General features: G+C 70.4%; 25 protein-coding genes. 11 read left to right on the forward strand and 14 right to left on the reverse strand.

Annotation, left to right across the window (positions count from 1 at the left end; genetic code table 11):
- Window positions 1-83: 83 nt before the first annotated feature.
- Entirely contained in the window at window positions 84-944 is an 861-nt protein-coding gene (locus tag EI982_RS13165) for a transcription initiation factor IIB (protein WP_157690139.1), read from the forward strand.
- Here EI982_RS13165 and EI982_RS13170 read toward each other — a convergent pair.
- The 7 genes from EI982_RS13170 to EI982_RS13200 all read right to left on the reverse strand — a co-directional run bounded on the left by EI982_RS13170 (window position 923) and on the right by EI982_RS13200 (window position 8348).
- On the reverse strand, window positions 923-1618 hold the full coding sequence (locus EI982_RS13170; RefSeq protein ID WP_157690140.1) for a nucleotide-binding protein: 696 nt from the start codon (window positions 1616-1618) through the stop codon (window positions 923-925). The genes EI982_RS13165 and EI982_RS13170 overlap by 22 nt on opposite strands.
- Window positions 1615-2376: a DUF7857 domain-containing protein gene (locus EI982_RS13175; protein ID WP_157690141.1), complete on the reverse strand. Its 762-nt coding sequence runs from the start codon at window positions 2374-2376 to the stop codon at window positions 1615-1617. The genes EI982_RS13170 and EI982_RS13175 overlap by 4 nt, the downstream gene beginning before the upstream one ends.
- 17 nt (window positions 2377-2393) lie before the next feature.
- On the reverse strand, window positions 2394-3218 hold the full coding sequence (locus EI982_RS13180) for a DUF7856 family protein (protein ID WP_157690142.1): 825 nt from the start codon (window positions 3216-3218) through the stop codon (window positions 2394-2396).
- A gap of 30 nt (window positions 3219-3248) precedes the next feature.
- Window positions 3249-3587 carry a DUF7855 family protein gene (locus EI982_RS13185; RefSeq protein ID WP_157690143.1) on the reverse strand — a complete coding sequence of 113 codons (339 nt, stop codon included), beginning with the start codon at window positions 3585-3587 and terminating at the stop codon, window positions 3249-3251.
- 134 nt (window positions 3588-3721) lie between these two features.
- Window positions 3722-4003: a DUF7854 family protein gene (locus EI982_RS13190; RefSeq protein WP_157690144.1), complete on the reverse strand. Its 282-nt coding sequence runs from the start codon at window positions 4001-4003 to the stop codon at window positions 3722-3724.
- On the reverse strand, window positions 4003-7701 hold the full coding sequence (locus EI982_RS13195; RefSeq protein WP_157690145.1) for an LAGLIDADG family homing endonuclease: 3699 nt from the start codon (window positions 7699-7701) through the stop codon (window positions 4003-4005). Before EI982_RS13195 ends, EI982_RS13190 begins: the two co-directional genes overlap by 1 nt.
- Window positions 7702-7745: 44 nt before the next feature.
- Complete coding sequence (locus tag EI982_RS13200) at window positions 7746-8348, reverse strand: conditioned medium-induced protein 4 (RefSeq protein ID WP_157690146.1); 603 nt, start codon at window positions 8346-8348, stop codon at window positions 7746-7748.
- Between the two features lie 92 nt (window positions 8349-8440).
- Between EI982_RS13200 and EI982_RS13205 the strand changes: the two genes are divergently transcribed.
- The 3 genes from EI982_RS13205 to EI982_RS13215 are packed head-to-tail and all read left to right on the forward strand — an operon-like array spanning window position 8441 to window position 10427.
- Window positions 8441-9025: a biotin transporter BioY gene (locus EI982_RS13205; RefSeq protein WP_157690147.1), complete on the forward strand. Its 585-nt coding sequence runs from the start codon at window positions 8441-8443 to the stop codon at window positions 9023-9025.
- Complete coding sequence (locus EI982_RS13210) at window positions 9022-9723, forward strand: energy-coupling factor ABC transporter ATP-binding protein (protein WP_157690148.1); 702 nt, start codon at window positions 9022-9024, stop codon at window positions 9721-9723. The genes EI982_RS13205 and EI982_RS13210 overlap by 4 nt, the downstream gene beginning before the upstream one ends.
- The gene (locus EI982_RS13215) at window positions 9720-10427 is read left to right on the forward strand and encodes an energy-coupling factor transporter transmembrane component T family protein (protein ID WP_157690149.1); all 708 of its coding nucleotides are present in this window, start codon (window positions 9720-9722) and stop codon (window positions 10425-10427) included. Before EI982_RS13210 ends, EI982_RS13215 begins: the two co-directional genes overlap by 4 nt.
- 6 nt (window positions 10428-10433) lie before the next feature.
- On the opposite strand, the gene EI982_RS13220 is transcribed toward EI982_RS13215, so the two are convergent.
- Window positions 10434-11684: an MFS transporter gene (locus tag EI982_RS13220; RefSeq protein WP_233255231.1), complete on the reverse strand. Its 1251-nt coding sequence runs from the start codon at window positions 11682-11684 to the stop codon at window positions 10434-10436.
- Between the two features lie 130 nt (window positions 11685-11814).
- Between EI982_RS13220 and EI982_RS13225 the strand changes: the two genes are divergently transcribed.
- Window positions 11815-12294, forward strand: coding sequence for a cupin domain-containing protein (locus EI982_RS13225; RefSeq protein WP_157690150.1), 480 nt, complete (start codon window positions 11815-11817; stop codon window positions 12292-12294).
- On the opposite strand, the gene EI982_RS13230 is transcribed toward EI982_RS13225, so the two are convergent.
- The 3 genes from EI982_RS13230 to EI982_RS13240 form a co-directional block, all read right to left on the reverse strand.
- A complete protein-coding gene (locus EI982_RS13230) occupies window positions 12273-12569 on the reverse strand; it encodes a DUF7853 family protein (protein WP_157690151.1) in 297 nt (98 codons plus the stop codon). The two genes, EI982_RS13225 and EI982_RS13230, sit on opposite strands and share 22 nt — an antisense overlap.
- Before the next feature lie 77 nt (window positions 12570-12646).
- On the reverse strand, window positions 12647-13807 hold the full coding sequence (locus tag EI982_RS13235) for an acyl-CoA dehydrogenase family protein (protein ID WP_157690152.1): 1161 nt from the start codon (window positions 13805-13807) through the stop codon (window positions 12647-12649).
- A gap of 49 nt (window positions 13808-13856) precedes the next feature.
- Window positions 13857-14204, reverse strand: coding sequence for a hypothetical protein (locus tag EI982_RS13240; protein ID WP_157690153.1), 348 nt, complete (start codon window positions 14202-14204; stop codon window positions 13857-13859).
- Between the two features lie 123 nt (window positions 14205-14327).
- On the opposite strand from EI982_RS13240, the gene EI982_RS13245 reads away from it, so the two are divergent.
- Window positions 14328-15449 carry a tRNA (guanine(26)-N(2))-dimethyltransferase gene (locus EI982_RS13245; RefSeq protein WP_157690154.1) on the forward strand — a complete coding sequence of 374 codons (1122 nt, stop codon included), beginning with the start codon at window positions 14328-14330 and terminating at the stop codon, window positions 15447-15449.
- An 83-nt stretch (window positions 15450-15532) separates the two neighbouring features.
- Here EI982_RS13245 and EI982_RS13250 read toward each other — a convergent pair whose 3' ends face one another.
- Both EI982_RS13250 and EI982_RS13255 read right to left on the reverse strand, forming a co-directional pair.
- A complete protein-coding gene (locus EI982_RS13250) occupies window positions 15533-15955 on the reverse strand; it encodes a CBS domain-containing protein (protein ID WP_157690155.1) in 423 nt (140 codons plus the stop codon).
- 78 nt (window positions 15956-16033) lie between these two features.
- A complete protein-coding gene (locus tag EI982_RS13255; protein WP_157690156.1) occupies window positions 16034-16372 on the reverse strand; it encodes a hypothetical protein in 339 nt (112 codons plus the stop codon).
- A 77-nt stretch (window positions 16373-16449) separates the two neighbouring features.
- On the opposite strand from EI982_RS13255, the gene EI982_RS13260 reads away from it, so the two are divergent.
- The 4 genes from EI982_RS13260 (at window position 16450) to EI982_RS13275 (ending at window position 19792) form a co-directional block, all read left to right on the forward strand.
- Window positions 16450-17130 (forward strand): class I SAM-dependent methyltransferase, encoded by a 681-nt coding sequence (locus EI982_RS13260; protein ID WP_157690157.1) that lies wholly within the window; start codon window positions 16450-16452, stop codon window positions 17128-17130.
- Between the two features lie 6 nt (window positions 17131-17136).
- Window positions 17137-17544 carry a disulfide bond formation protein B gene (locus EI982_RS13265; RefSeq protein ID WP_157690158.1) on the forward strand — a complete coding sequence of 136 codons (408 nt, stop codon included), beginning with the start codon at window positions 17137-17139 and terminating at the stop codon, window positions 17542-17544.
- Window positions 17545-17624: 80 nt separating this feature from the next.
- A complete protein-coding gene (locus EI982_RS13270) occupies window positions 17625-18881 on the forward strand; it encodes a YihY/virulence factor BrkB family protein (protein ID WP_157690159.1) in 1257 nt (418 codons plus the stop codon).
- Between the two features lie 53 nt (window positions 18882-18934).
- Window positions 18935-19792, forward strand: a complete 858-nt coding sequence (locus EI982_RS13275; protein WP_199243628.1) for a phosphatase PAP2 family protein — start codon at window positions 18935-18937, stop codon at window positions 19790-19792.
- Between the two features lie 149 nt (window positions 19793-19941).
- Here EI982_RS13275 and glnA read toward each other — a convergent pair whose 3' ends face one another.
- Complete coding sequence (glnA, locus tag EI982_RS13280; RefSeq protein ID WP_157690161.1) at window positions 19942-21315, reverse strand: type I glutamate--ammonia ligase; 1374 nt, start codon at window positions 21313-21315, stop codon at window positions 19942-19944.
- 126 nt (window positions 21316-21441) lie between these two features.
- Between glnA and lrp the strand changes: the two genes are divergently transcribed.
- Window positions 21442-21903, forward strand: a complete 462-nt coding sequence (gene lrp, locus EI982_RS13285) for an HTH-type transcriptional regulator Lrp (RefSeq protein WP_157690162.1) — start codon at window positions 21442-21444, stop codon at window positions 21901-21903.
- Window positions 21904-21906 lie beyond the last annotated feature (3 nt).

Consider the following 21906-nt stretch of genomic DNA (forward strand, 5'->3'; position numbering starts at 1 on the left):
TACGCTTCTCGCCGGCGAACCCCTCGAATTTCCCGGCTCGCGCCCCCGTTTAAATACTCCATCGGGACCAACTTTCGACTGTGATGAGCCAGGCACGGACGGAGTGTCCGGAGTGCAGCGGGCGACTGAACACCCAGGGGACCGAGACGGTCTGCGGGCAGTGTGGGCTCGTCGTCGACGAGTACCGGATCGACCACGGGCCCGAGTGGCGCTCCTTCGCCGACGACGAGACGTCGCCCGAGCGGACCGGCGCGCCGCTCACCCAGTCGCGACACGACCGCGGTCTCTCGACCGACATCGGTCGGTCGACCCGGATCAAGGGGCGGAAGCGGCGTCGGCTGTCGCGGATGCGGACCCAGCACAACCGGGCCCAGATATCGACGAAACGCGAGCGCAACCAAGTCTACGCGTTCACGGAGATCAGGCGGCTGGTCGGGGCACTATCGCTCCCGCGGCACGTCCGCGAGTCGGCGTGTTCGCTGTTCCGGTCGGCTCAGGAAGCGGACCTGCTCCGTGGCCGGTCGCTGGAGGGCTTTGCCTCCGCGACGGTGTACGCCACCTGTCGGATCTGCTCCGTCTCCCGGACCGTCGACGAGGTGGTCGACGCCGCCAAGGCCAGCGAGACGGAACACCGCGCGGCCTACCGGGCGCTGAACCGCGAACTCGATATCGCCACCGGTCCGATCCACCCGGTCGAGTACATCCCCCGCTACGCCAGCGAACTCGACGTGAGCGAAGCGGTCCGCCGGAACGCCGAGGCCCACGCGCGGCGCCTCCGCGAGTCGGGCGACATCGCGGGCCGCAACCCGAGCGGCGTCGCCGCGGCCTGTCTCTACACGGCCGCCCGCGAGGCCGGCGCGTCGCTCACCCAGCAGGATGCCGCCGACGTGGCCGGCGTCACCCCCGTGACCGTCCGCAACACCTACGCGCTGCTGACGGAGTGACCGCCACGCTCCCGCTCGCAGGTCCGAACCGCGTCGCCGAGCGAGCGAAACGCCGCGGCGGCGTTCGAATCCGGCGCTGCCGACACCATCGGCCGCTCGTCGTCGACGGACCGACCGACGCGCGGGTCGGCCGGCACCGCCGAGACTGGCGCCCCGAGCGTCCGCCGGAGCGCGTCCACCGGCGGGTCGTCGTCGCCGGTCGTCCGGTTGAGCACGACGCCGACCAGCCCCGCGTCGAGTTCCCGCGCCAACTCCCGCGTTCGGACCACGTCGGCTAACGCGAACCGTCGGGGCGACGCCACGAGGACGCAGGCGTCGGCGACGGCGAGGGGGACCCCCACGTCGGCACGGAGGCCGGCCGGGCAGTCGACGATCACGTCGCCGGCTCGTGACGCCACCGTCCGGAGCGCGTCAGCGAGTTCGCGGACGTCCGCCGCGCGGGCGCCGGCGAGCGAGCGACCACAGGGCAACAACGACACCCGTCCGTGGCGGACGGCCTCCGTCGGGGCCGCCCGCCCCGCGAGGACGTCGTGGAGGTCCGGCCCCCGACCGCGGGGGAGGTCGGCCATCCCCAGGTCGGCGTCGACGACAACGGCGTCGAGTGCCGCCCCCAGGTTGTACGCGACAGTCGTCTTCCCCACGCCACCTTTCCCGCCGGCGACGGCGACGATCACGCGAGCCTCCGGAGGGCCGCGTGGGGCACGTCGACCGCTCCCGCCCGCTCCGCGAGTCCCTCCGCTCGCTCCGCGACGGCCCGGAGCCGTTCGGCGTCGGCCGCGATCCGGTCGCCGAGGTCGGCGACGTCGCCGCCGTCGAGCGCGGACGCGACCGTCTCGGCCGACGCGTCCGTCAGTCGCTCGCCGCGTTCGATCCGCCGTTCGGCCGCCGCCAGCCACGACTCGACCGCCGGCGGCGCCACCGTCGGCGACCCACCGTTCGGTGACGGCGGTTCGCACTCGGTCGCCGGCGGGTCCCCGTTCGGTGACGGCGGTTCGCAGGTCCGCTCCTCCGACCCGCCGTTCCGGTCCCCCGTGTCCGTCCCGTCCGCCTCGCTCGTTGCCGGCCCGTCCGGCAGCGCGTCGGCCGGCGGGCGCGCCTCGGCCAACCCACGGATCGCCGCCGCGACCGTCGCCCCCGATTCCTCGGCCGTTGCCCGCCCCTCGTCGCTGATCTCGACCGGCGGGCGTTCGTCGGGCGCCGGGCAGGCGTACCCGAGCGCGAGGCGGTCGCCGGCGGGAACGACGCCCGTGAACCCGTCGGCGTCCCATCCTCGTTCCGGCACGCCGGCGCGGCGCGGGGGCAGGAGCGGGCCGGACAGCCGGTTCGTCACCCTGACCCGGCGGTCGACCGGCGACGGGTTGTGCAGTTCGACCGTCACGAGGGCGACGTCGTCGCGGCCGTCGAGCCGCGTGAGCGTCCAGTCGGACTCCATGACCCGGACTGGCCGCGTCACCGAACATAAATCACCGGCGCGTCGAGGGTCGTCGCCGCCGCCGCAGCCCCCGCAACGCGGTCGAGACTCTCGACGACGACCGGCGCGTCGAGGGGGGCGAGGCGGGCCACACCGAGCGCGGCGGTCGTCGCGTCGCCGTCGTAGTCCCCGGGCGACTCGCCGACCGTCGCGCTCCCTGGGACCGCCTCGACGGCCGACCGGAACGCCCCCCACACCGCGGCCGCCAGTTCCTCGCGGACCCGCCGTTCGAGGTTCGCCACCCGATCCTCGAGTTCGAGGCGCTTCTCGCGCCGGTCGCGGGCCTCCCGTGCCGCCCGTTCCGCGCGGTCGAGCGCCTGTTCGGCCGCGATTCGCTCGGTTTCGGCCTCCGCGAGGTCGCTCGTCGCCGCCTCCAACTGCGCTTCGACCGCCGTCGTGCCGGCGCCCGTCTCGCGCCGCGCCTGCATCCGCCCCCGGAGTTCGGCGACGCGCTCCCGGAGGCGCTCCTCCTCGGCGCCCGCCGCCGCGACACGCCGACGCGCCTCCCGGACGTTGACCGTCGGCGGCGACGCTGCGGCCAGTTCCCGCCGCGCCGTCTCGAGTTCGGCCGCCGTCTCGGCCTCGTGACCCCGCGCCCGTGCCGCGTCGGCGAGCGCCGCCCGCCGGTCGAACGCCGACGGCGGGAGCCGGGCGACGTGTTCGTGGACGGCTCCCGGCGTGGGGCACTCGACCCGGATCGGCGCCTCCGCACCGCGGATCGCCCGGACGAGCGCCGCCGTGTCGACACCGCGGAGGTCGATCGCACGCCCCTCGTGGACGTCCCCGTCGATCCTCACCCGCATCCGTGTCGTTCCCCTTCGGTTCGCCCCCGCCTACAGGTCGGCATCGCGCATCGCCTCCGGATCGGGATGCTCGGTCCCCGCCGCGAACTTGGCGTACGGCGTGCTCGGCGTCTCGCGATCCTCGTAGGCCGTGGCGGCGGTCCGCACCGGATCGGGGACCGCCTGGAACTCGTTGAACGGGTGCGTGCGTTCGATCTGCGTGTCGTCGCCGTGTTTCGCCCGGAGCCGCAAGGCGAGAAACGCTCCCAGCTCGGTCTCCTCCAGCAGCGCTGCCCGCCCGAACCGTCGGACCACCGTCCCCTCGTGGCTGCGACAGACGTTCCGGAGCGTGGTGCGTGCGTCCCGCGAGTACGTGACGACGAGTAGCACCGTTGCCGTCCCGTGTCGCGACCGATCACCTAATCCTGACGGTACCGGCAGTCATACTGTTTATTGTAAGTCGTTACCGGTGGTTCGCCGGACCACTCTGGCGAACCACCGGTAAACAGTTACAATAATCCGTATCAGTCCAGGCGTTCGACGTCGAACGACGACGGCGCCGCCGGGGCGTGGTCGGCGATCCGATCACGCGCCTCGGCCGGCGACGACGCGATCACCACCACGTCCTCGACGGCCTCCGCCCCGCGGCCCACGTACGCGCCGAGACCGCTCCCGTCCTCGAACTCCGTCGCGTACGTCCGGAGCGCGGCGAGCACGCGCTCCTCGGTCGCCGCGAGGTCCGCCTCCCCCGCCTCGAACGCCCGGAGCGCCTCCTCGACGTTCCTGATCGCGGAGATGCGGTCCATCAGACCACCTTGTACTGGTCCGTCTTCGGACTGTACACGTCGCCTTTCCGGCGCAGCTGCTCGATCTGATCCATCACCTTCTCCTCCTCGATGCCCTCGGCCTGTGCGCGCTCGACGATGGCGTCGAGCGGCGCGCCGGCCTCGCCCTCGTACTCGGCGTCGACCGTCTCGATGACGTCCTTGATGCTCTTAATGCGGTCGCGCTGGCTCTTGGAGGTTCCCGTCTCGATGACGTCGGCGTCGAACTCGCCCGTCTCGGGGTCGACCCCGATGTCCTGCAGACAGGAGCGGACGATGTCGATCACGCGCTCGGCGTCCTTGCGCTCGACGGTATCCGAGAGCCGGACGCGCGCGCTCGCCTCCGCCAGCCGCACCAGCGCCTCCAGCTTGCGGGCGGTGACCGGCACCGGAGCGTCCTCGTCGGCGCCCTTCGCCCGGAGGTCGACGTAGAAATCGCGGATGGCCGACTTCGCCTCGTCGTCCATCGTCGGATAGCAGGTTCGTTTGGCGTACGCGATGTACTTCCGCAGCAGTTCGGGGTCGATGGCCGGATCGACCGTGTCAGTCACCGATTCGACCTCCTCCTGGCTGTGGTTGGCGTTCGCCACCTCCGTCCGCTGGGTGTTCAACTCGCCCGCGTAGTTCGTCCGCAGGATGTGCTCCGCGAGGGCGGCGTCCTCCTCCGGGTCGGGCTGGTCGGTGACGGTGAAGATGAGGTCGAACCGCGAGATCAGGGCGGGTTCGAGGTCGATCTGTTCGCCGATGGGTTCGTACTGGTCGAACCGGCCGTACTTGGGGTTCGCGGCGCCGAGGAGCGAACAGCGGGACTTGAGGGTGGCGTTGATGCCGGCCTTGGAAATCGAAATCTCCTGCTGCTCGAGCGCCTGGTGCATGGCCGACCGATCCTCCGGTCGCATCTTGTCGAGTTCGTCGACCGCGGCGATGCCCTGGTCGGCCAACACCAGGGCGCCCGCTTCGAGGCTCCACTGTTGCCCCTCGCCGAAGTCGTCGCGAACGGCGGCGGCCGTGAGCCCCGCGGAACTGGAGCCCTTCCCCGAGGTGTAGACGGAGCGGGGGGCGATGTTGCGGATGTACGAGAGCAACTGCGAGTTGTGTGAGACGAGCCCGTTGGCGAGGTACGTGTGTGTGCCGACGACTTCGAGGTCGTACACCCAGTCGTCGTCCGGTTCGACGGCTTCGATTGACTCGATCCGCTCCCAGATCACGTCGTTAGTACAGCACGCCGCTAGCTTCTCGACGGTCTCCGAGACGTCGAGCGCTTCGTCGATGCTGTCGAGTAGCACACTCTTTGCACTGGTGACGCTTCCACCATCAGGTACGGCGTCAGTCCGTTCGTAATAGCTCACCGCGGTCTGGGAGATGTCCATCCCAGAAGCGAGTTCCGTCTGGGAGAGGTTCAGATCGTCTCGAACCGTTTCGACGGCCTCCCAGTTCCCGTCCTGCAACTGCTCTCGTTGCGCTCGGAGCCAGTCGAGACGTTCCCGAAACGCCTCGACGATCGTTTCGAGGCTCCCTCTGCTCGGATTCCGGTCGCCGCGTTCGTAGTGTTGGTACGTCGTTCGCGGGACGCCACAGTCGAACTGCGAGAGGTGAAGCCGTTCGCGGATCCGCCGGAGGTCGTCGCCGATGTCGGGGACAGTATCGACGTTCGTGTTACTGCGGACCGACTCGAACGCCTCCGCTGCTACCGTCTTACGATCGGTGACGAAGCCGATTCGGCGAACGTATCTCTCGAAACTGTTACCGCTGATTCGGAGACGATAGCTGCCGTTGGAACGCTGTTCAAGCGTCGATTGGACCTCGAACTCCAACAGGAGTGATCGAATCCCCTCCAACAGTTCAGGACTCATAGACGCGACGGTGAGTTCACGCTGTTTCGTCGAGACGTGTCCTTCGCCGTCGACGTACGCGCGGAGGAACTCCCGCTTGGTCGTTTCGCTCGCAGTACGCACGGCCTCCGGGACTCGCTGCTCCCCGGATCCTTCTAGGATCGCCGGCTCGAGGCCTTCGAGAAAACTGACGAACTCGCTGGCCGTACATCGAACTCTGCTTGCAGAGGTACCCGGCCGCGGTTCATCGATGGTGTACGTCAGTCCGAGGTCGTCCAGAGCCCGACTGACGTCGGACAGAATCTCGTCGTCTTGGTTGGTGATCCGAACGTCTGCGGTGTTGTCGTCGTGGCGGACCGCGTGTCCTTCGGCAATGATGAATCCAACGAGGCGTGCAAGACGGGGTGTCCACCGATCCGGCAGGTCGAGACGGACGGCGTTCGGGGCTTTTGATTCCCGATACCCGATATCGAGCGTGTCGTTGCTCTTGAGGTCGAGTTTTCGCGGTGCTGCGACACGGTCGCCGACGGTGAGTTCGTCGGCTCTGGTCGCTTCGAGGTGCCCAGTGTCCTGTACGAACAGCGGATGCGACGGCGTCGCTTCGATTTCCCGACCGCTCGTCGTCCGGATCCGATATAGGCGCTCGGGTGCCTCCCGTTTCCACACTCTCGTCGCTCGCCGTGTCGTGACCGTCCCGTCCTTCGTGACCGAGGCCACATCGATGTCCGTCTCGTCGTAGACGCCGTCGTCCACGGCCGTCGGATCGTCGAGATTCCGTTCGACGAGGGCTCGAATCGGCACCTCACGACCGTCAGCCAGCGTCACCAGGGTCTCTCCATCGAGGCACTTCCCCGTCCCGGGGTCCCCGATCAACAGCATATGCAGGTCCCCCCGAATCCGCGAGCCGTCGGGGAGTTCCTTCGTCACGCCCGAGAACAACTGGAGGATCATCGCGAGTTTCTCCTCGTCGTAGCCGTAGATGGAGGGCGCGACGGAGGCGACCATCTCCTCGTAGATGTCGGGGTGGTTCGACAGTTCGACGATGTTTCGCTTGTCCGCCTCGCTGATCTCCATGTCCTCGAACTGTTCGTCCTCGATCTCGACGCTGACCCCGTCCATGTAGAGGTCGAACAGCTGTGACTTCTCGTTGCCCTCCGTCACCTGGTCGATGTGGAGGACGCCGGTGACGGTGACGTGGTCCCCCGCGGTCACCTCGCCGGTGATGTCGTCCTCGATGTCGATGTCGATGCTCTGGGGGGTCTCCCCGCCGCGCAGGCCCTCGGGTGACTCCTGGACCCGGAGCTTCTGGGAGTCGACGAACTCCGACTGGTCGTAGTTGACGCGGAAGGGGCCCTGTCGCTCACAGCCCTGGCACTCGTGGGGTTCCTGGAAGCCGCCGTCGGACTGGGGGATGTACGTCATCGTGCCACAGCGCTGGCACTCGAAGGCGGCCTCGGTGATCTTCGGGCGGACGTCGGTGGCCTTGCGGATGATGCCCGAGACGGCGATCAGGCGTCCGACGTGGTTGTCGTGGACGCGGATCGAGCGGATGTCGACCGTGTCGGGGAGGTTCCGCAGGCGGACGTGGGCCTGTCCGAGCGATACGTCCGCGGGCAGGTCGTACACCCGGAGGGCCTCCTCGGCGAACTCGCCGATCTGTTCCGGCTGGGAGAGGAAGTCGTCCGCGAGGTCCTGATCGAAGGTGTAGAGGTCGTCGTAGTCGACGTGGAGGGACCGCTGTTCGTTGGGGTAGCGCTGGGCGAGGCGGCTGATCTCGTCGCGGTAGTAGTTCCGGTAGAACCTGACGAACCGGTCGATCAACTCCTGGTTTTGCGACGACTGCGCCATTGACACTCACTGGTTCCGGATCGCCTAAGAGTCTTCGCAAGGAGTCAGAGCGACACGTCCGTCTCGATGTCCTCGGTCGCCTCGCGGAGGCCGTCCTCGCGGGAGTCACGCGCCAGGCGCCCGGAGAGGTCCGCGTCCGTCAGGAGGTCGGCGAAGGCGTCGCGGAACCGCTCGTTGGCGCGGGTGGCCTCGCGGTCCGCCGCCACGACGCGACGGACGTGCGCGACCGCCTCGGGGTCGCAGTCGAGGTCCGTGGCGACGGCTTCGTCGTCCGCCCCGTCGACGATCCGCTCACGGATCGCCGCGAAGGCGGGGTGATCACGGTCGTCCGCCCGGACGAGGTGACAGTCGAGTCGCGCCCGGACGACCGTCCCGACGTCGGTTCCGAGCCGTTCCGCGAGGTCCGCGTCGGTCGCCCCCGCGTGGAAGCCGTCGACGAGGTGGAGGTACGCCTCCGTCTCCAGGCCGGTCTCGAAGTCGTACCGCTCGCGCATCGTCTCGAGCAACTCCCGCAGGCGCGCGGTCACCCGCTCGGGGTCGACGGCGTCGACGAGCGAACCGCGGGCCGCCGACTGGCGCTCCGTGACCGTCTCCGTCCCCGTCGCATCGAGGAAGACGTCCCGTAGCTCCGCGGTCTTGTCGTCCATACTGACACGAAACCCGCTCGGCGGTAAAAACCCGTCGGCGACCCGTCTCGTCAACCACTACGTACTAAGTGGTTTACGAGCGTCGGGCCGGTATGACGACCGCAACGGACTCGGTCGAACTGGTCGGCGAGGAGGCCACCGGCAACGTGGCCCGCGCGGTGCTGTTCGCCGCCGCGACGAGCGCGACGGCGCCCGTGGACATGGTCCACCCGCTCGCGCCGAACGTCCCGATCACGCTCCAGACGCTGTGGGTGTACCTCGCGGGGGTCGTCCTCGGCCCCCTGTGGGCGGGCGTGGCCTTCACGCTCTACCTGCTCGCGGGGCTGATCGGCCTCCCCGTCTTCGCCGGCGGCAACGCCGGTCTGGGAGTCGTCCTCGGCCCGACCGGCGGCTTCCTGATCGGCTTCCCGCTCGCCGCGATGACCGTCGGCGCCGTCGCCCACGGGCTCGACGGCCTCACCGCGCCCGACGCTATCCCCGTGCCGCGACTCGTCCTCGCGCTGGTCGCGGGGACGGCCGTCGTCTACGCCGCCGGCGCCGTCGGCTACGCCCTCGTCCAGGCTATCGGCCTCGTCGCCGCCGTGTCGGCCGTCGTGGTCCCCTTCCTGCCCGTGGCCGGCCTGAAGGTCGCCGCGACGGTCGCCATCGTCCGCAGCGACGCCCTCGTCGCCCGATGACGATCACCGTCGAGGGGTACACCTACCGGTACGGCGAGGACGTCCTCGCCGTCGACGACGTCTCCCTCGCCGTCGGGGACGGGGAGTTCCTCGTCCTCGCGGGCGCCAACGGCTCCGGCAAGACCACGCTCGTCCGCGGCTTCAACGGCCTGCTCACACCGGACCGCGGGACCGTGTCGGTGAACGGCCGCCCCGTCGACGACGACCCGGTCGCCGCCCGCTCCGCCGTCGGCATGGTGTTTCAGGACCCCCGCGACGGCTTCGTCGCCGCCACCGTCGGCTCGGACGTGGCCTTCGGCCCCGAGAACCTGGGGCTCGAGCGTGCGGACATCGACCGCCGCGTGGCCGACGCCCTCGACGCCGTCCGCATGGCCGGCCGGGGCGAGGAGCGCATCGACGAACTCTCCGGCGGCGAGCGGGAGCGGGTCGCCATCGCGGGCGCGCTGGCGATGGATCCCGACCACCTCGTCCTCGACGAACCGTTCACCGGCCTGGATTGGGCCGCCCGGCGGTCGGTTCTGGACCGACTGCGGGCGCTCCGTGACGAGGGGGTGGGGGTCGTGGTCGTCACCCACGACCTGCGGGACGTGGCGGCGCTCGCCGACCGGATCGTCGTCCTCGCGGACGGGGCGGTCGCCCTCGACGACGCCGATCCCTCGCCCGCGGCGCTCGCCGAGCGTGGCGTCCGCCCCCCATGAACCTCCGATACCTCGCGGGCGACACCTACGTCCACCGCCTCGACCCCCGGACCAAGCTGTTCGTCCAGGCGGCCGTCGCCGTCGCGGCGTTCGCCCACACGACGCCCGCGGGACTGGTCGCGCTGACGGCCTTCGTCGGCGGTGTCTGCCGACTGGCCGCGACGCCGGTCGCCGCCAGCCTCCGTTCCTACCGCGCGTTCCTGCCCTTTCTCGTCGCCGGGCCGCTGGTCGAGGCGGCGACCCTCGGCGCCCCGTGGTTCGTCGTCGCCGACGCCGTCACGCCCGCGCTGGCGAGCTACCGGGTCCTCCTCCTCCTGCTCGTCTCCACGGCCTACATCCGCACCACCCGCGTCCGCGAGTCGCGGGTCGCCATCCAGTGGCTGCTGCCCGGACGGGTCGGCGTCATCCTCGGTGCGGGCGTCGGGTTCGTCCTCCGTTTTCTCCCCGTCCTCCGCGACGACCTCGCGACCGTCCGGGCGGCGATGCACGCCCGCCTCGGCTCCGAGCGCTCCCTCCGCGAGCGGATCCGGCTGATCGGCGTCACGGGCCTCCGGCGGGTGTTCCGCCGTGCCGACCGGTTCGCGCTCGCCCTCCAAGCCCGCTGTTTCGCGTGGAACCCGACCCTCCCCGCGCTCTCGCCGACGTGGCGCGACGCCCCGGCGACGCTCGTCGGCGTGGCGTTGCTGGCGTGGGCCGTCGCGTGACGGGCCTCACGTCCCGTCCCCGTCCGAGGCGACGAACAGGCCGAACGTCGACGACCCGGGCGGTCGGCGCTCGTGACCGACGAGGTGGGCGAGTGCGAGGGCGACGGTCGCACACCCGAGCACCCCGGCGAGGAGGCCGACACCCACGGCCCAGCCGGCGGCGTCGGCGAGCCCCCCGACCGCCGCCGGGCCGAGGGCGCCGACGAGGATGTAGCCCGTCCGGACCGCGCCGAACCCGACGCCGCGTTCGGCGTCGGCGAGGGCGTCGACCGCTCGCGACTGGACGGGCGGCCCCCACGCCATCGCGGCACCGACGAGTACCACGGCCGGGCCGGCGACGGCGAGTCCCTCCCCGACGGCGAGCGCCGCGTAGCCGACGGCGCCGCCGGCGAACAGCACCCCGGTGACGGCGTCGCGGCCGAGGCGGTCGGAGAGCCACCCGCTCACGGGCTGGAGCGACGCCACGACGAGGAAATACCCCCCGAAGAGGGCGCCCGCCACCGACGTCGACACCCCGTGGTGCTCGGCGAGGAACGTCGGCAGAAAGGAGAGCGTTGCCAGCGCGGCGAACTCCCCTACCGCGGCCAGTCCGGCGGCGAACGCGACGGACGGTCTGGCGAGGACGCCGAGCAGCGCGCGCGGGCCGACCGTCGTGCCGCCGTCCGTCGCCGTGGCGCGCGACGGCGACGACGCCGACCCACGCAGGACCACGGCGGCGAGACACCCCGCGGCCACGAGCGCACCGCTCCCGACGGCGGCCCGCCAGCCGAAACGCGCGCCGAGAAGCGCCGCCAGCACCGGTGCGACCAGGCCCGCAGCCTGACTCCCCATCCGGTGGACGCCGATGACACGACCCACGTCGTCGAACCGCGCCGAGAGCAACGCCGTCGCCGGCGTGTAGTAGAGCCCCGCACCCATGCCGAGGGCGAGCGCGAAGGCGCCGAACGCGAGGACCGACGGCGCGGCCGCGAGCGCCAGCGCGGCGGCGGTCGTACACCCCAACGCCGCGAGGACGACCCGGCGCGGCCCGTAGCGGTCGGCCGCGGCGCCGCTCGGCACCTGCGAACAGGCGTACACCAGCCACATCCCGGTGAGGATCACCCCGACGGTCCCGCGGGAGACGCCGAACGTCGCCCGGAGCGACGGCACGAGGGGACTGACGAGCAGTTGGGCGAGCCGCACCGCGAAGTACGCGCCCACGCACGCCGACAGCGCCGCGTGGCGTTCGTCCCACCGGGACATCCCCAACTGTGACATACTTTGTCATTTGTAGCACTCTATAGATTATATATTTTTTGCGGACCCCCCGGCTCCGCGGCCGCGTGCGGCGCTCGGTGCGCCGCCGTCGCACCCCTCGACATTTGACGGCGGCGCCCGAACCGCCGCCATGCGCGTCAACGAAGCCGACCTCGACTGGGAGACGGTCGACCGCGGCGAGACGGGGTTCCGGCGGAAGCGACTCGCTACCGCCGCCGGCGGCGACCGACTCGGCTGCTCGCTCTACGAACTACCGCCCGGGGAGAAGTCCTGGCCCTTCCACTTTCATACCGGCAACGAGGAGGCCGTCTACGTCCTCGCGGGAGCGGGACAGCTCCGAACCGCCGACGGCGTCGAGTCGCTCCGATCGGGCGACTACGTCGCCTTCCCGGTCGGTTCCGACGGCGCTCACCGCGTCGTCAACGACGGGGACGACCCCCTGCGGTATCTGGCCGTCTCGACGATGAACGATCCGGACGTGACGGTCTACCCCGACTCGGGAAAGATCGGCGTCTACGCGGGGTCGCCCCCCGGCGGCGACGACCCGCGAACGGTCGAAGGCTACTACCGCCGCGACGACGACGTCGACTACTGGCTCGACGAGGGCTGAGCGTCGAGGGTCGACAGGATCGACCGCGCCGGCTCGCGGTCGCGTTCCGGCGCGTCGGTCAGATACGTCGTGAGCGCGCCGCGGACGAGGGAGCGATCGCCCGTATCGAGTGGTTCGCACGCCTCGACCCGATCCAGGAGCGCGACCCCCCGGTCGGGCGATCGGCCGGCCTCGACCCGTCGCTCGACGTGAGCCAGGATCGCGACGTGGAGGACCCACGCCTCCTCCCGGGAGAGGTCGAGGCCGTCGGGACCGTGGCACGTGGCGGGACACATGGCCGTTCACCTCGGTCGTACGGCCAGGGTGCCCTTGGAAACGTGGGTGATGGGCATACACCACACACGACCGTCCGTCACTCGAACGCGGACAGCCCCGTCAGGTCCTCGCCGAGGATCAGCGAGTGGATGTCGTGGGTGCCCTCGTAGGTGTACACCGTCTCCATGTTCGCGAGGTGCCGCATCGGCGGGTAGTCGGCGGTGATGCCGTTGCCGCCGAGCATCTCGCGGGCGCGCCGGGACTCCTCGCGGGCCATCCGGACGTTGTTTCGTTTGGCCATCGACACCTGCTGGGGCCGGAGGTCACCCCGCTCTTTCAGGTCCGCGAGCCGGTGGGCCAGCAGTTGGGCGGTCGTGATCCGGGTCGCCGTCTCGGCGAGTTTCTCCTGTTGGAGCTGGAAGGCGCCGATCGGTCTGCCGAACTGTTCGCGCTCGGTGGCGTACTCCCGGGCCGTCTCGAAGCAGTCCCGGGCGGCGCCGACCGCCCCCCACGCGATGCCGTACCGGGCCTGGGTGAGACAGGAGAGCGGTCCTTTCATCCCCTCGACGTCGAGGACGTCCGCCTCGGGGACCCACGCGTTCGAGAGGCTGATCTCGCCGGTGATCGACGCCCGCAGGGAGAGTTTCTCGTGGATCGGCTGGGTGGTCACGCCGTCGCGGTCCGTCTCGACGAGAAAGCCCCGGACCGGGCTCCCCTCGGCGGAGCGGTCCCGCGCCCAGACCACCGCCACGTCCGCGATGGGCGCGTTCGTGATCCAGGTCTTCGACCCCGAGAGCCGGTAGCCGTCGCCGTCGCGCTCGGCGGTCGTCGCCATCGACGACGGGTCCGAGCCGTGTTCGGGTTCGGTCAGGCCGAAACAGCCCACCGCCTCGCCCCGCCCCAGAGCGGGGAGCCACCGCTCCTTCTGGTCGGCCGTCCCGAAGGCGTGGATGGGGTACATCACCAGCGCCCCCTGGACACTCGCCATCGAGCGGACGCCCGAGTCACCGGCCTCGAGTTCCTGCATCAGGAGTCCGTAGGCCCGCTCGCTCACGTTCGGCAGGCCGTAGCCGTCGAGGTTCGGCGCGTAAAACCCCAGTTCGCCCATCTCCGGGATGAGATCGGTCGGGAACGTTCCGTCGAGGAAGTGTTCGCCGATGTCGGGGCGGACCTCCTCGTCGACGAACTCGCGGGCGGTGTCCCGGATCAGTCGCTCCTCCTGATCGAGGTCGGTCTCCAGGTCGACGTAATCGAGCATGACGGAGGTGGGTGTGGCCGGGTGAAAGTTCTTCCTCTCGGCTCGCCGACTACAGGAACTCCCGAACCTCGGAGTACCACATGTCGTGGTGGTCGACGGCGTCGACACGCTCGGCCACCTCGACGGCCAGCGCGTGCCAGCACCGCTGGCTCGGATCGTCGGTGTCGAGGTTGTACTCGGCGTCCTTGCAGGTACAGCCGCCGTCCTCGACGATGTACTCGTCGTCGTGGCCGACGACGACCGTGAAATCCCGGTACTGCTTGACGCGCTCCTCCGAGACGGCCTCGATGGCCCGCTGGCCCCGGTCGCCGTGGGCCGAGAGGATGGCGTCGACGATGGGCCCGGATAGCTCTCCCGCCGACGCGAGCGCCGCCCGCCAGTCCTCCACCTCGCTCACGACGCGAATCCTCGGGCCTCGCCGTCTAAAGGGGTTCGGTCGGTCGGACGACCGGCGGACTGGCGTCGGACACCACTCCGATCGAACCGCGGCGCTTTTCGGCCCGCCCCGCCCACGCCAACCATGCGCGTCACCGAGGGGCAGGTGGAGTTCGAGGTGCCCGACGCCCGCGACGGGGCGAGCGAGGGCCGCGGCGACGGCGTCTTCTACAACCCGACGCAGGAACTGAACCGCGACGTGACCGTGGCCGTCCTCCGGGCCTACCGGGACCGCGAACCCCGCGCCGACTCCTATCTCGACGCCACGACCGCCAGCGGCGTCCGCGCGCTCCGTGCCGCGAGCGAGGGCTGGGCCGTGACCGCCGCCGACACCGACGCCGACGCCGTCGCCCTCGCCCGCGAGAACGCTGCCCGCGCCGGCCTCGCGGACGACGTCGCGGTGGTGGAGCGAAACGCCAACGCCCTCATGCACGAGTCGACGTTCGACGTGATCGATCTCGACCCCTTCGGCACGCCCGTCCCCTTCGCGGACGCCGCGTTCGTCGGCGCGCGTGACCTGGTCTGTGTCACCGCCACCGACACCGCGCCGCTCTGTGGCGCCCACTTCGAGAGCGGCGTCCGCTCGTACGGCGCGGTCCCCCGCAACACGGACTACCATCCCGAGATGGGGCTTCGGGTCCTGCTCTCGGCGATGGTGCGGACCGCCGCCCGCTACGACACCGCCGCCCGTCCGGTCTGCTCGCACGTCTCCCGACACTACGCCCGGACCTACCTCGAACTCGACGGGCGGGCCACCCGCGCCGACGAGTGCATCGACGAACTCGGCTACGTCCACCACTGCGAGGACTGCCTCGCCCGCGACGCGGAGTGGGGGTTGATCGCCCACCCACCTGAGACGTGCCCGACCTGCGGGAGCGGCCGGGTCGTCACCGCGGGGCCGCTCTGGCTCGGCGCGATCCGCGACCCCGAATTCGTCGCCGCCGTCCGCGACGCGCTGACCGACGACATGGGCGAGGCCGACCGTGCCAGCCGCATGCTGGAGACCGTCGCGGCCGAACTCGACGAGCCGACCCACTACGACCAGCACCGCCTCTGCAAGCAGTGGGGGCGCTCGGCGAACGCGATGGACGAGTTCCTGGCCGACCTCCGGGCGGCCGGCCACGATGCCTCCCGCGCCCACTACGGCGGGACGACGTTCAAGACCGACGCCGACGTCGAGGCGATCCGGGTCGCGACCGCGGACTGACGGCGGTTCCGCCCCGTGGGCCCGTCAGTCGACACCGACGGCCGCCACTCCCGGGTGGCGAACCCCGCGACACGGGGACGGTATCAGTACGGCGGACGCTGTGCGCGGATGATCTCCGCGACCCCGTCCATCTCGTCGGCCAGCAACTCGGTCAGGTCGTCCGCCGTGAGGATCCCCACCAGGTCGCCGTCCTCGTCGTGGACGGGGAGTCGCCGGACGCCGTGTTCGCTCATCAGCTCCGTCGCCCGGTAGAACCCCGCCCGCCGGTCGATCGTACACGGATCCTCGGTCATCACGTCCGCAGCGGTCGTGTCGGTCGGGTCGATCCCCGCCGCGAGCACCCGGACCGTCAGGTCGCGGTCGGTGACGATCCCGACCGGCTCGTCGTCCCGCGTGACGACGACGCTCCCGACGTTCCGTTCCTTCAGCGTCGATGCGAGTTCGTCCACCGACGCCTCGGCGTCGGCCGTCACGACGTCGTCGCGTGCGAGATCAGCTACGGGCATGGCTCGGGTGACGCTTCGACCCTCCAATATTAATAAATAGATGACACTTCTCGCCGTGTGGGAATCGGGCGACCGGCGTCACCGCACGGCGGCGAGACCCAGCAACGGGCCGCCGTGCCGGACGACGGCTATCGCCGCAGTCCGACGATCCGACGGGGAAACGGGGGGATCCCGAAACACGGCCTGCCAGAAGAGGACCGTCGCCAGCAGCGCCCCGCCCAGCAGCCCCCGGTGGAACACGACCGACGGGAGCGGGCCGACGACGCCCCCGAGCGACACGTGTTCGACCGGCTCGCCGGCAACGACGTCGACGCCGTGCGGAACGGACCGTCCGGCGGGACGGGGAACGGACCGCCGCGGCGTCGTCATCGACGGCGAGGACGGCAACCCAGTCAAGCAGGCGACGTGGACGGTCATCAACACCGTGAAGGGGCTGCTGTGATCGCCGCGCGTTCCAGCAGAGGTTTGTGGCTCGCTCCCCTCGTGATCCGGTGATGAGCGTACAGGCGGAGTTCGACGCGTGGGCGGCCGAGGGGAAAGACAGGGGAATGGAGGAGCGCCACTGGCACACCGCCAAGGAGGCGCTCGCGCGGATGCCCGTCGAGGCGGGCGAGACGGTCCTCGACCTCGGCACCGGATCGGGCTACGCCCTCCGGGCGCTCCGCGAGACGCGCGATATCGGGTCCGGCGTCGGTCTCGACGCCTCGACGGCGATGGTCCGCAACGCCCGATCGTACACCGACGATCCGACACTCGGTTTCCTCGCCGGCGACTTCCAACATCTCCCCTTCCGGGACGGCACCGTCGATCACGTCTGGTCCATGGAGGCGTTCTACTACGCCACCGATCCGGCGACGACCCTCGCTGAGATCCGACGGGTTCTCCGTCCCGGCGGCACCTTCTTCTGTGCCGTGAACTTCTTCGAGGAGAGCGAACACACTCACCGGTGGCAGGACCAGGTCGACGTCGAGATGCAACTCTGGGACCGCGAGCGGTACCGCGAGGCGTTCCGCGCGGCGGGCCTCCACGTGGCCGAGCAGGACACGATCCCCGACCGGGAGATCGAGATCCCGTCGGCGGCGGCGTTCCCGACCGACGACTGGGACCGTCGCGAGGACATGGTCGACCGCTACCGGGAGTGGGGGACGCTCCTGACGGTCGGCGTGGCGCCCTGACCGCCCGTGGCTCCCGCCGACACGCGGCGCCGACTGGCCCTCGGGACGGCCATCGCGGCAGTGGCGACGGCCGGTAGCCTCTGGTTCAGCCTCGGCCTCGGGCTGGTTCCCTGCACGCTGTGCTGGTACCAGCGGATCCTCATGTACCCGCTCGTCGTCGTCCTCGGGGTCGCGGCCCTCGACCGGCGGCCGGACGTCTACCGGACCGCGCTGCCGCTCGCGCTCCCCGGCCTCGGTCTCGCGGCGTACCACTCCGTCCTGCAGGCGACGACGGCACGGTGTACCCTCGCCGGGCCGTGTGCGGCCGTGCAGTGGCGGGCGCCCGTGGTCGGCCTCACCATCCCGAACCTCTCCCTGCTCGCCTTTAGCCTGCTCACGCTCCTGCTCGTCGCGACGTGGCTGGACGGGCGCTGACGGCGCCGGTGGCGGACGGCGGTGCCGCCGCGAGCCGGCGCGACCACGGTCTTTTGCCCTCGCCGCCCGAATCGGGCGGCGTGTCCGCTCGACTCGCTCGGTCGCTCGCCGTCGCGCGCGCCGTCGCCGGCGAGGTTCGTGACCGGGACGTCTCCACGCTGGCCGCCAGCATCGCCTACTACGCCTTCGTCTCCGTGCTCCCCCTGCTCGTGCTTGCGACCGTCGTCGCGACGACGGTCGGCGGCCCGTCGCTTCGGACGGCCGTCGTCGACCTCGCCGGCCGGTATCTCCTCCCCGTCGGCCGGGGGCTCGTCGGCGACGCGCTGGCGAACACGACCGGCCAGGGCGGAGTCACCCTCGTCGGTGTCGCCCTCCTCCTCTGGAGTTCGCTCAAGCTCTTTCGCGGCGTCGACACCGCCTTCGCTCGGATCTACGGCACGACCCCCCGTGGCTTCCTCGGGAGCGTCCGTGCCGGCGTGACGTCCCTCGTCGCCGTCGGCGTCGGCGCCTTCGGCGGGATCGCCCTCATCGGCGCCGTCGCCGTCCTCCGCCTGCCCGTGGCGTCCGTCGGGGCTCCCCTGCTCTTTTTCGCCGTTCTCCTCGCCGCCCTCTTCCCGGTGTACTACGTGACGCCCGCGGTCGATCTCTCACCCCGCGAGGCCGTGCCCGGTGCCCTCCTCGGGGCGCTCGGCTGGGCGCTCCTCGGGACCGCCTTCGCGCTCTACGCCGCCATCGCGACGACGAGCGGTCGGTTCGCGGTCTACGGCGTTCTCGGTGCCGTCCTCCTGCTCGTGACGTGGTTCTACCTCGCGGGGATGGTGTTGCTCGTCGGCGCGACGCTCAACGCCGTCCTCGCGGGACGAACGACCGCCCCGAACCGGCAGGTACAACATCCGCGGGGCCGAGACGACGTGACGACGGCAATGACCGGAGACGACACGCGACGCGACGCGGAGCCCTCCCCGGCACCGGACATCGAGGACCTCGCCGAACGGGTCGAGGCGGTCCGTGCCGACCTGGACGCCTTCGAGGCCGACGTCGAGGATCGGACGGTCGACCGGCCGGAACTGGAGGACGACCTGAAGGCGTACGTCCGTCGCCGGATGCGCCGCGGGCACGCCCGCGGCTGGGGCCCCTACCTCGTCCTCCTCTACGGGACGATCATGACCCTCGGCGCCTTCTACCTCCTCTCCGACCTGATCGCGCTGGTCGCGATGATCGTCATCTTCCTCTCGACGCTCGGCCTCTACGCGCTGTTCGTCCTCGTGGGCGCCGGGCTCTCCCTGCTGAACACGCCCGGTCGCGCGCTCGACGCCGTGCGTCGGTTCCGGCGCTGAGGGGTGACCCCGGAAGGCGGGAATATATGACGCTCCACCCACAGCCACGAGATATGTCGCTCCCCGCCCGCGTCGCCGACCGGGGTGTGGGCGAGACGGCCGTCGTCGAGACGCTGCCCGAGGCCGTCGTCGCGCTCGCCGGCCTCGTGACCCGTCTCGGCGATCCGCTGACGCTGTTCGTCCTCGTCGTCGGTGCCTACCTGCTGGCGAACCGACTCGACGTCGACGCCCCGCGAATGGCCGCCGCCCTCGGCCTCGCGCTCGGCGCCTTCACGCTCACGCTCGCGCTCAAACACGCCTTCGCGCTCCCCCGCCCGCCCGGTGCGGGGGTCGACGGCTACGGCTTCCCGAGCGGCCACGCTCTCGGGGCGACCGTCGTCTACGGCGCCCTGGTCGCCCTGCTCCCGGCCCGGCGGCGCTCGCGCACGCTCGTGGCGGCCGCCGGCACGCTCGTCGCCCTGGTCGCGCTCTCCCGGGTCGTCATCGGCGTCCACTATCTGATCGACGTCGTCGCCGGCGTCGCCGCCGGCCTCACCTTCCTCGCCGCGACCCTCCGCCTCGGGCCCGGCGTCGTCCCCGAGCGGGTGACCGTCGCCGACACCCGCCGCGTCTTCGGCGTCGCCGTCGGTGTCGGCGTCGTCGCCGTCGCCGTCGCCGTCGTCAAGGACACCGTGGTCGCCGTCGCCGCCGCCGGGGGCGGACTCGTCGGCTGGCATCTCGCCGCCGACCGGGTCGTCGCCGCGCCCGACTCCACGCGGCGCCTCGTCGCCTCGCTCGCCGTCCTGCCCGCCGTCGCCGCCGTCGTCGCCCTCGTCCTCGAGGGCGGCGTCTCGCTCCCCGCCACGGCGGGCATCGCCGGCGGCGTCGTGGCGCTGTTGCTCGCGCTTCCGGGACTGATCGCCCTCCGCTGATCGTCGACGAACGCGCGAGCCGCGGCTCGGCGGTCGGCGCGTCGAAAAAGGTCGCGGGCGGTCGCCGTCATAGCGATTATTGTAACCGTTTACCGGCGTGTTGCCGCCCCGTTCGGCAACACGTCGGCATTGGCTTACAATAATCGCTATCAGAACTTCTCGAGGTAGCGGTCGATCTCCCAGTCGGAGACCTCGACGATGTACTCGCCGAACTCCTGGGATTTGGCCTCGACGAACTTCTCGGAGACGTGGTCGCCGAGGGCGTTCTGGATGACTTCGTCCTCCTCGAGGGCGGCGACGGCCTCGCCGAGGTTCGAGGGCAGGGTCGTGATGCCGTACTCCTCGCGTTTCTCCTCGTCGAACTCGTAGATGTTCTCCCGAACCGGCTCCGGGCAGTCGAGGTCGCGCTCGATGCCGTCGAGGCCGGCGTGGATCATGGCCGCGAAGGCGAGGTAGGGGTTACAGGACGGGTCCGGCGACCGGAGCTCGATCCGGGAGGCCGCGGGCACGCGCGCCGCGGGCTTGCGGATGAGCGCCGAGCGGTTGCGGTCGGACCAGGCGACGTAGACGGGCGCCTCGTACCCCGGAACCAGCCGCTTGTAGGAGTTGACCGTCGGGTCGGCGATGGCCGTGATGGCCGGGGCGTGCTCGAGGATGCCGGCGAGGTAGCTCTTGGCCGTGTCGCTCAGGTTGAACTCGTCGTCGCCGTCGTGGAAGGCGTTCTCGCCGTCCGTCGTGAACAGCGACATGTGGGTGTGCATCCCCGAGCCGTTGATCCGTGCGATGGGCTTGGGCATGAACGTCGCGTGGAGGTCGTGCTCGGCCGCGATGGCGCGGACGACCGCACGGAAGGTGGCGACGTTGTCGGCCGTCGACAGCGCGTCGTCGTACGTGAAGTTGATCTCGTGTTGACCCTGGGCGACCTCGTGGTGCGAGGCCTCGATGTCGAAGCCCATGCTCTCCAGCCCGTAGATGATGTCCCGCCGGACGTCGCCGGCGAGGTCCTTCGGCGCGAGGTCGAAGTACCCACCGGCGTCGTTGGTGACGGTCGTCGCGCGGCCGTCCTCGTCCTCCTCGAACAGGAAGAACTCGGGCTCGGGCGCCATGTTGACCTCGTAGCCCATCTCGTTCGCCCGCTCGATGGCGCTTTTGAGGACGCCACGCGGGTCGCCCGAGAACGGCTCCCCGGTCGACGTATCGATCACGTCACAGATGAGGCGGGCGGTCGCGCCCTCCTCGTCGTCGCGCCACGGGAGGATCGCGAACGTCGACGGGTCGGGGTCGAGCCGCATGTCCGACTCCTGGATGCGGACGAAGCCGTCGATGGAGGATCCGTCGAAGTAGATGCCCTCCGTGAACGCCTTCTCCGCCTGGCTCGCCGGGACCGAGACGTTCTTCACCGTTCCGAGGATGTCGGTGAACTGGAGCCGGAGGAAGTCGACGTTCTCCTCGTCGATCTCGTCGATGACGTCCTGTTCTTCCGCCGTCAAACCGCCGTCAGCCGCCGCAGTTTCGTCCGTCATGTTCTGGACAGCTGTAATCTATACTCCTAGTATTAAGCCCTTTTTGTTGTCTGCAAATTCATCTTCGCTTCGATCGGAATTGGATATTCGTAAACTTCTATACCCCCCGGGACGTGCGTAACTGCCATGACGTACGAAAATCTCGACGCCAAGCTCATCAACGCACTCTTGGGCGACGGACGCGCCAGTCTCCGGAGCCTCGCCGAGGAGCTCGACGTCTCGGTCACGACCGTTTCCAACCACCTCCGCGACCTGGAGGACGAGGGGGTCATCGAGGGCTACACCCCGCGCGTCAACTACGACGCGATCGGCTACGACGTGACTGCCATCCTCCAGTTGAAAGTCGAGGGGAGCGCGCTCCCCGACGTCACCGAGACGCTCCGCAACCAGAAGCAGATGACCAGCGTCTACGAGGTCACCGGCGACTACGACGTCATCGCCATCGGCAAGTTCCCCGACACCGACGGCATGAACGACCAGATCAAGACCCTGCTGACCGACGCCAACATCCGCGAGTCGAACACCAGCGTCGTTCTCAACGCCGCCGTCGAGAACAAGCAGTTCGAACTCGACCTCGACGAGGAGTAGACG

Source organism: Haloplanus salinarum, assembly GCF_009762275.1.
Lineage (GTDB): Archaea > Halobacteriota > Halobacteria > Halobacteriales > Haloferacaceae > Haloplanus > Haloplanus salinarum.

Bases quoted from the DNA above. Each gene is read 5' to 3' on its own strand.
- EI982_RS13190 (WP_157690144.1), bottom strand. From the start codon at position 4,003: ATGGACCGCATCTCCGCGATCAGGAACGTCGAGGAGGCGCTCCGGGCG.
- EI982_RS13195 (WP_157690145.1), bottom strand. From the start codon at position 7,701: ATGGCGCAGTCGTCGCAAAACCAGGAGTTGATCGACCGGTTCGTCAGG.
- EI982_RS13165 (WP_157690139.1), top strand. From the start codon at position 84: ATGAGCCAGGCACGGACGGAGTGTCCGGAGTGCAGCGGGCGACTGAAC.
- EI982_RS13225 (WP_157690150.1), top strand. From the start codon at position 11,815: ATGCGCGTCAACGAAGCCGACCTCGACTGGGAGACGGTCGACCGCGGC.
- EI982_RS13235 (WP_157690152.1), bottom strand. From the start codon at position 13,807: ATGCTCGATTACGTCGACCTGGAGACCGACCTCGATCAGGAGGAGCGA.
- lrp (WP_157690162.1), top strand. From the start codon at position 21,442: ATGACGTACGAAAATCTCGACGCCAAGCTCATCAACGCACTCTTGGGC.
- EI982_RS13220 (WP_233255231.1), bottom strand. From the start codon at position 11,684: ATGTCACAGTTGGGGATGTCCCGGTGGGACGAACGCCACGCGGCGCTG.
- glnA (WP_157690161.1), bottom strand. From the start codon at position 21,315: ATGACGGACGAAACTGCGGCGGCTGACGGCGGTTTGACGGCGGAAGAA.
- EI982_RS13175 (WP_157690141.1), bottom strand. From the start codon at position 2,376: ATGGAGTCCGACTGGACGCTCACGCGGCTCGACGGCCGCGACGACGTC.
- EI982_RS13180 (WP_157690142.1), bottom strand. From the start codon at position 3,218: ATGCGGGTGAGGATCGACGGGGACGTCCACGAGGGGCGTGCGATCGAC.
- EI982_RS13205 (WP_157690147.1), top strand. From the start codon at position 8,441: ATGACGACCGCAACGGACTCGGTCGAACTGGTCGGCGAGGAGGCCACC.
- EI982_RS13250 (WP_157690155.1), bottom strand. From the start codon at position 15,955: ATGCCCGTAGCTGATCTCGCACGCGACGACGTCGTGACGGCCGACGCC.
- EI982_RS13215 (WP_157690149.1), top strand. From the start codon at position 9,720: ATGAACCTCCGATACCTCGCGGGCGACACCTACGTCCACCGCCTCGAC.
- EI982_RS13230 (WP_157690151.1), bottom strand. From the start codon at position 12,569: ATGTGTCCCGCCACGTGCCACGGTCCCGACGGCCTCGACCTCTCCCGG.
- EI982_RS13210 (WP_157690148.1), top strand. From the start codon at position 9,022: ATGACGATCACCGTCGAGGGGTACACCTACCGGTACGGCGAGGACGTC.
- EI982_RS13275 (WP_199243628.1), top strand. From the start codon at position 18,935: ATGTCGCTCCCCGCCCGCGTCGCCGACCGGGGTGTGGGCGAGACGGCC.
- EI982_RS13200 (WP_157690146.1), bottom strand. From the start codon at position 8,348: ATGGACGACAAGACCGCGGAGCTACGGGACGTCTTCCTCGATGCGACG.
- EI982_RS13255 (WP_157690156.1), bottom strand. From the start codon at position 16,372: ATGACCGTCCACGTCGCCTGCTTGACTGGGTTGCCGTCCTCGCCGTCG.
- EI982_RS13245 (WP_157690154.1), top strand. From the start codon at position 14,328: ATGCGCGTCACCGAGGGGCAGGTGGAGTTCGAGGTGCCCGACGCCCGC.
- EI982_RS13260 (WP_157690157.1), top strand. From the start codon at position 16,450: ATGAGCGTACAGGCGGAGTTCGACGCGTGGGCGGCCGAGGGGAAAGAC.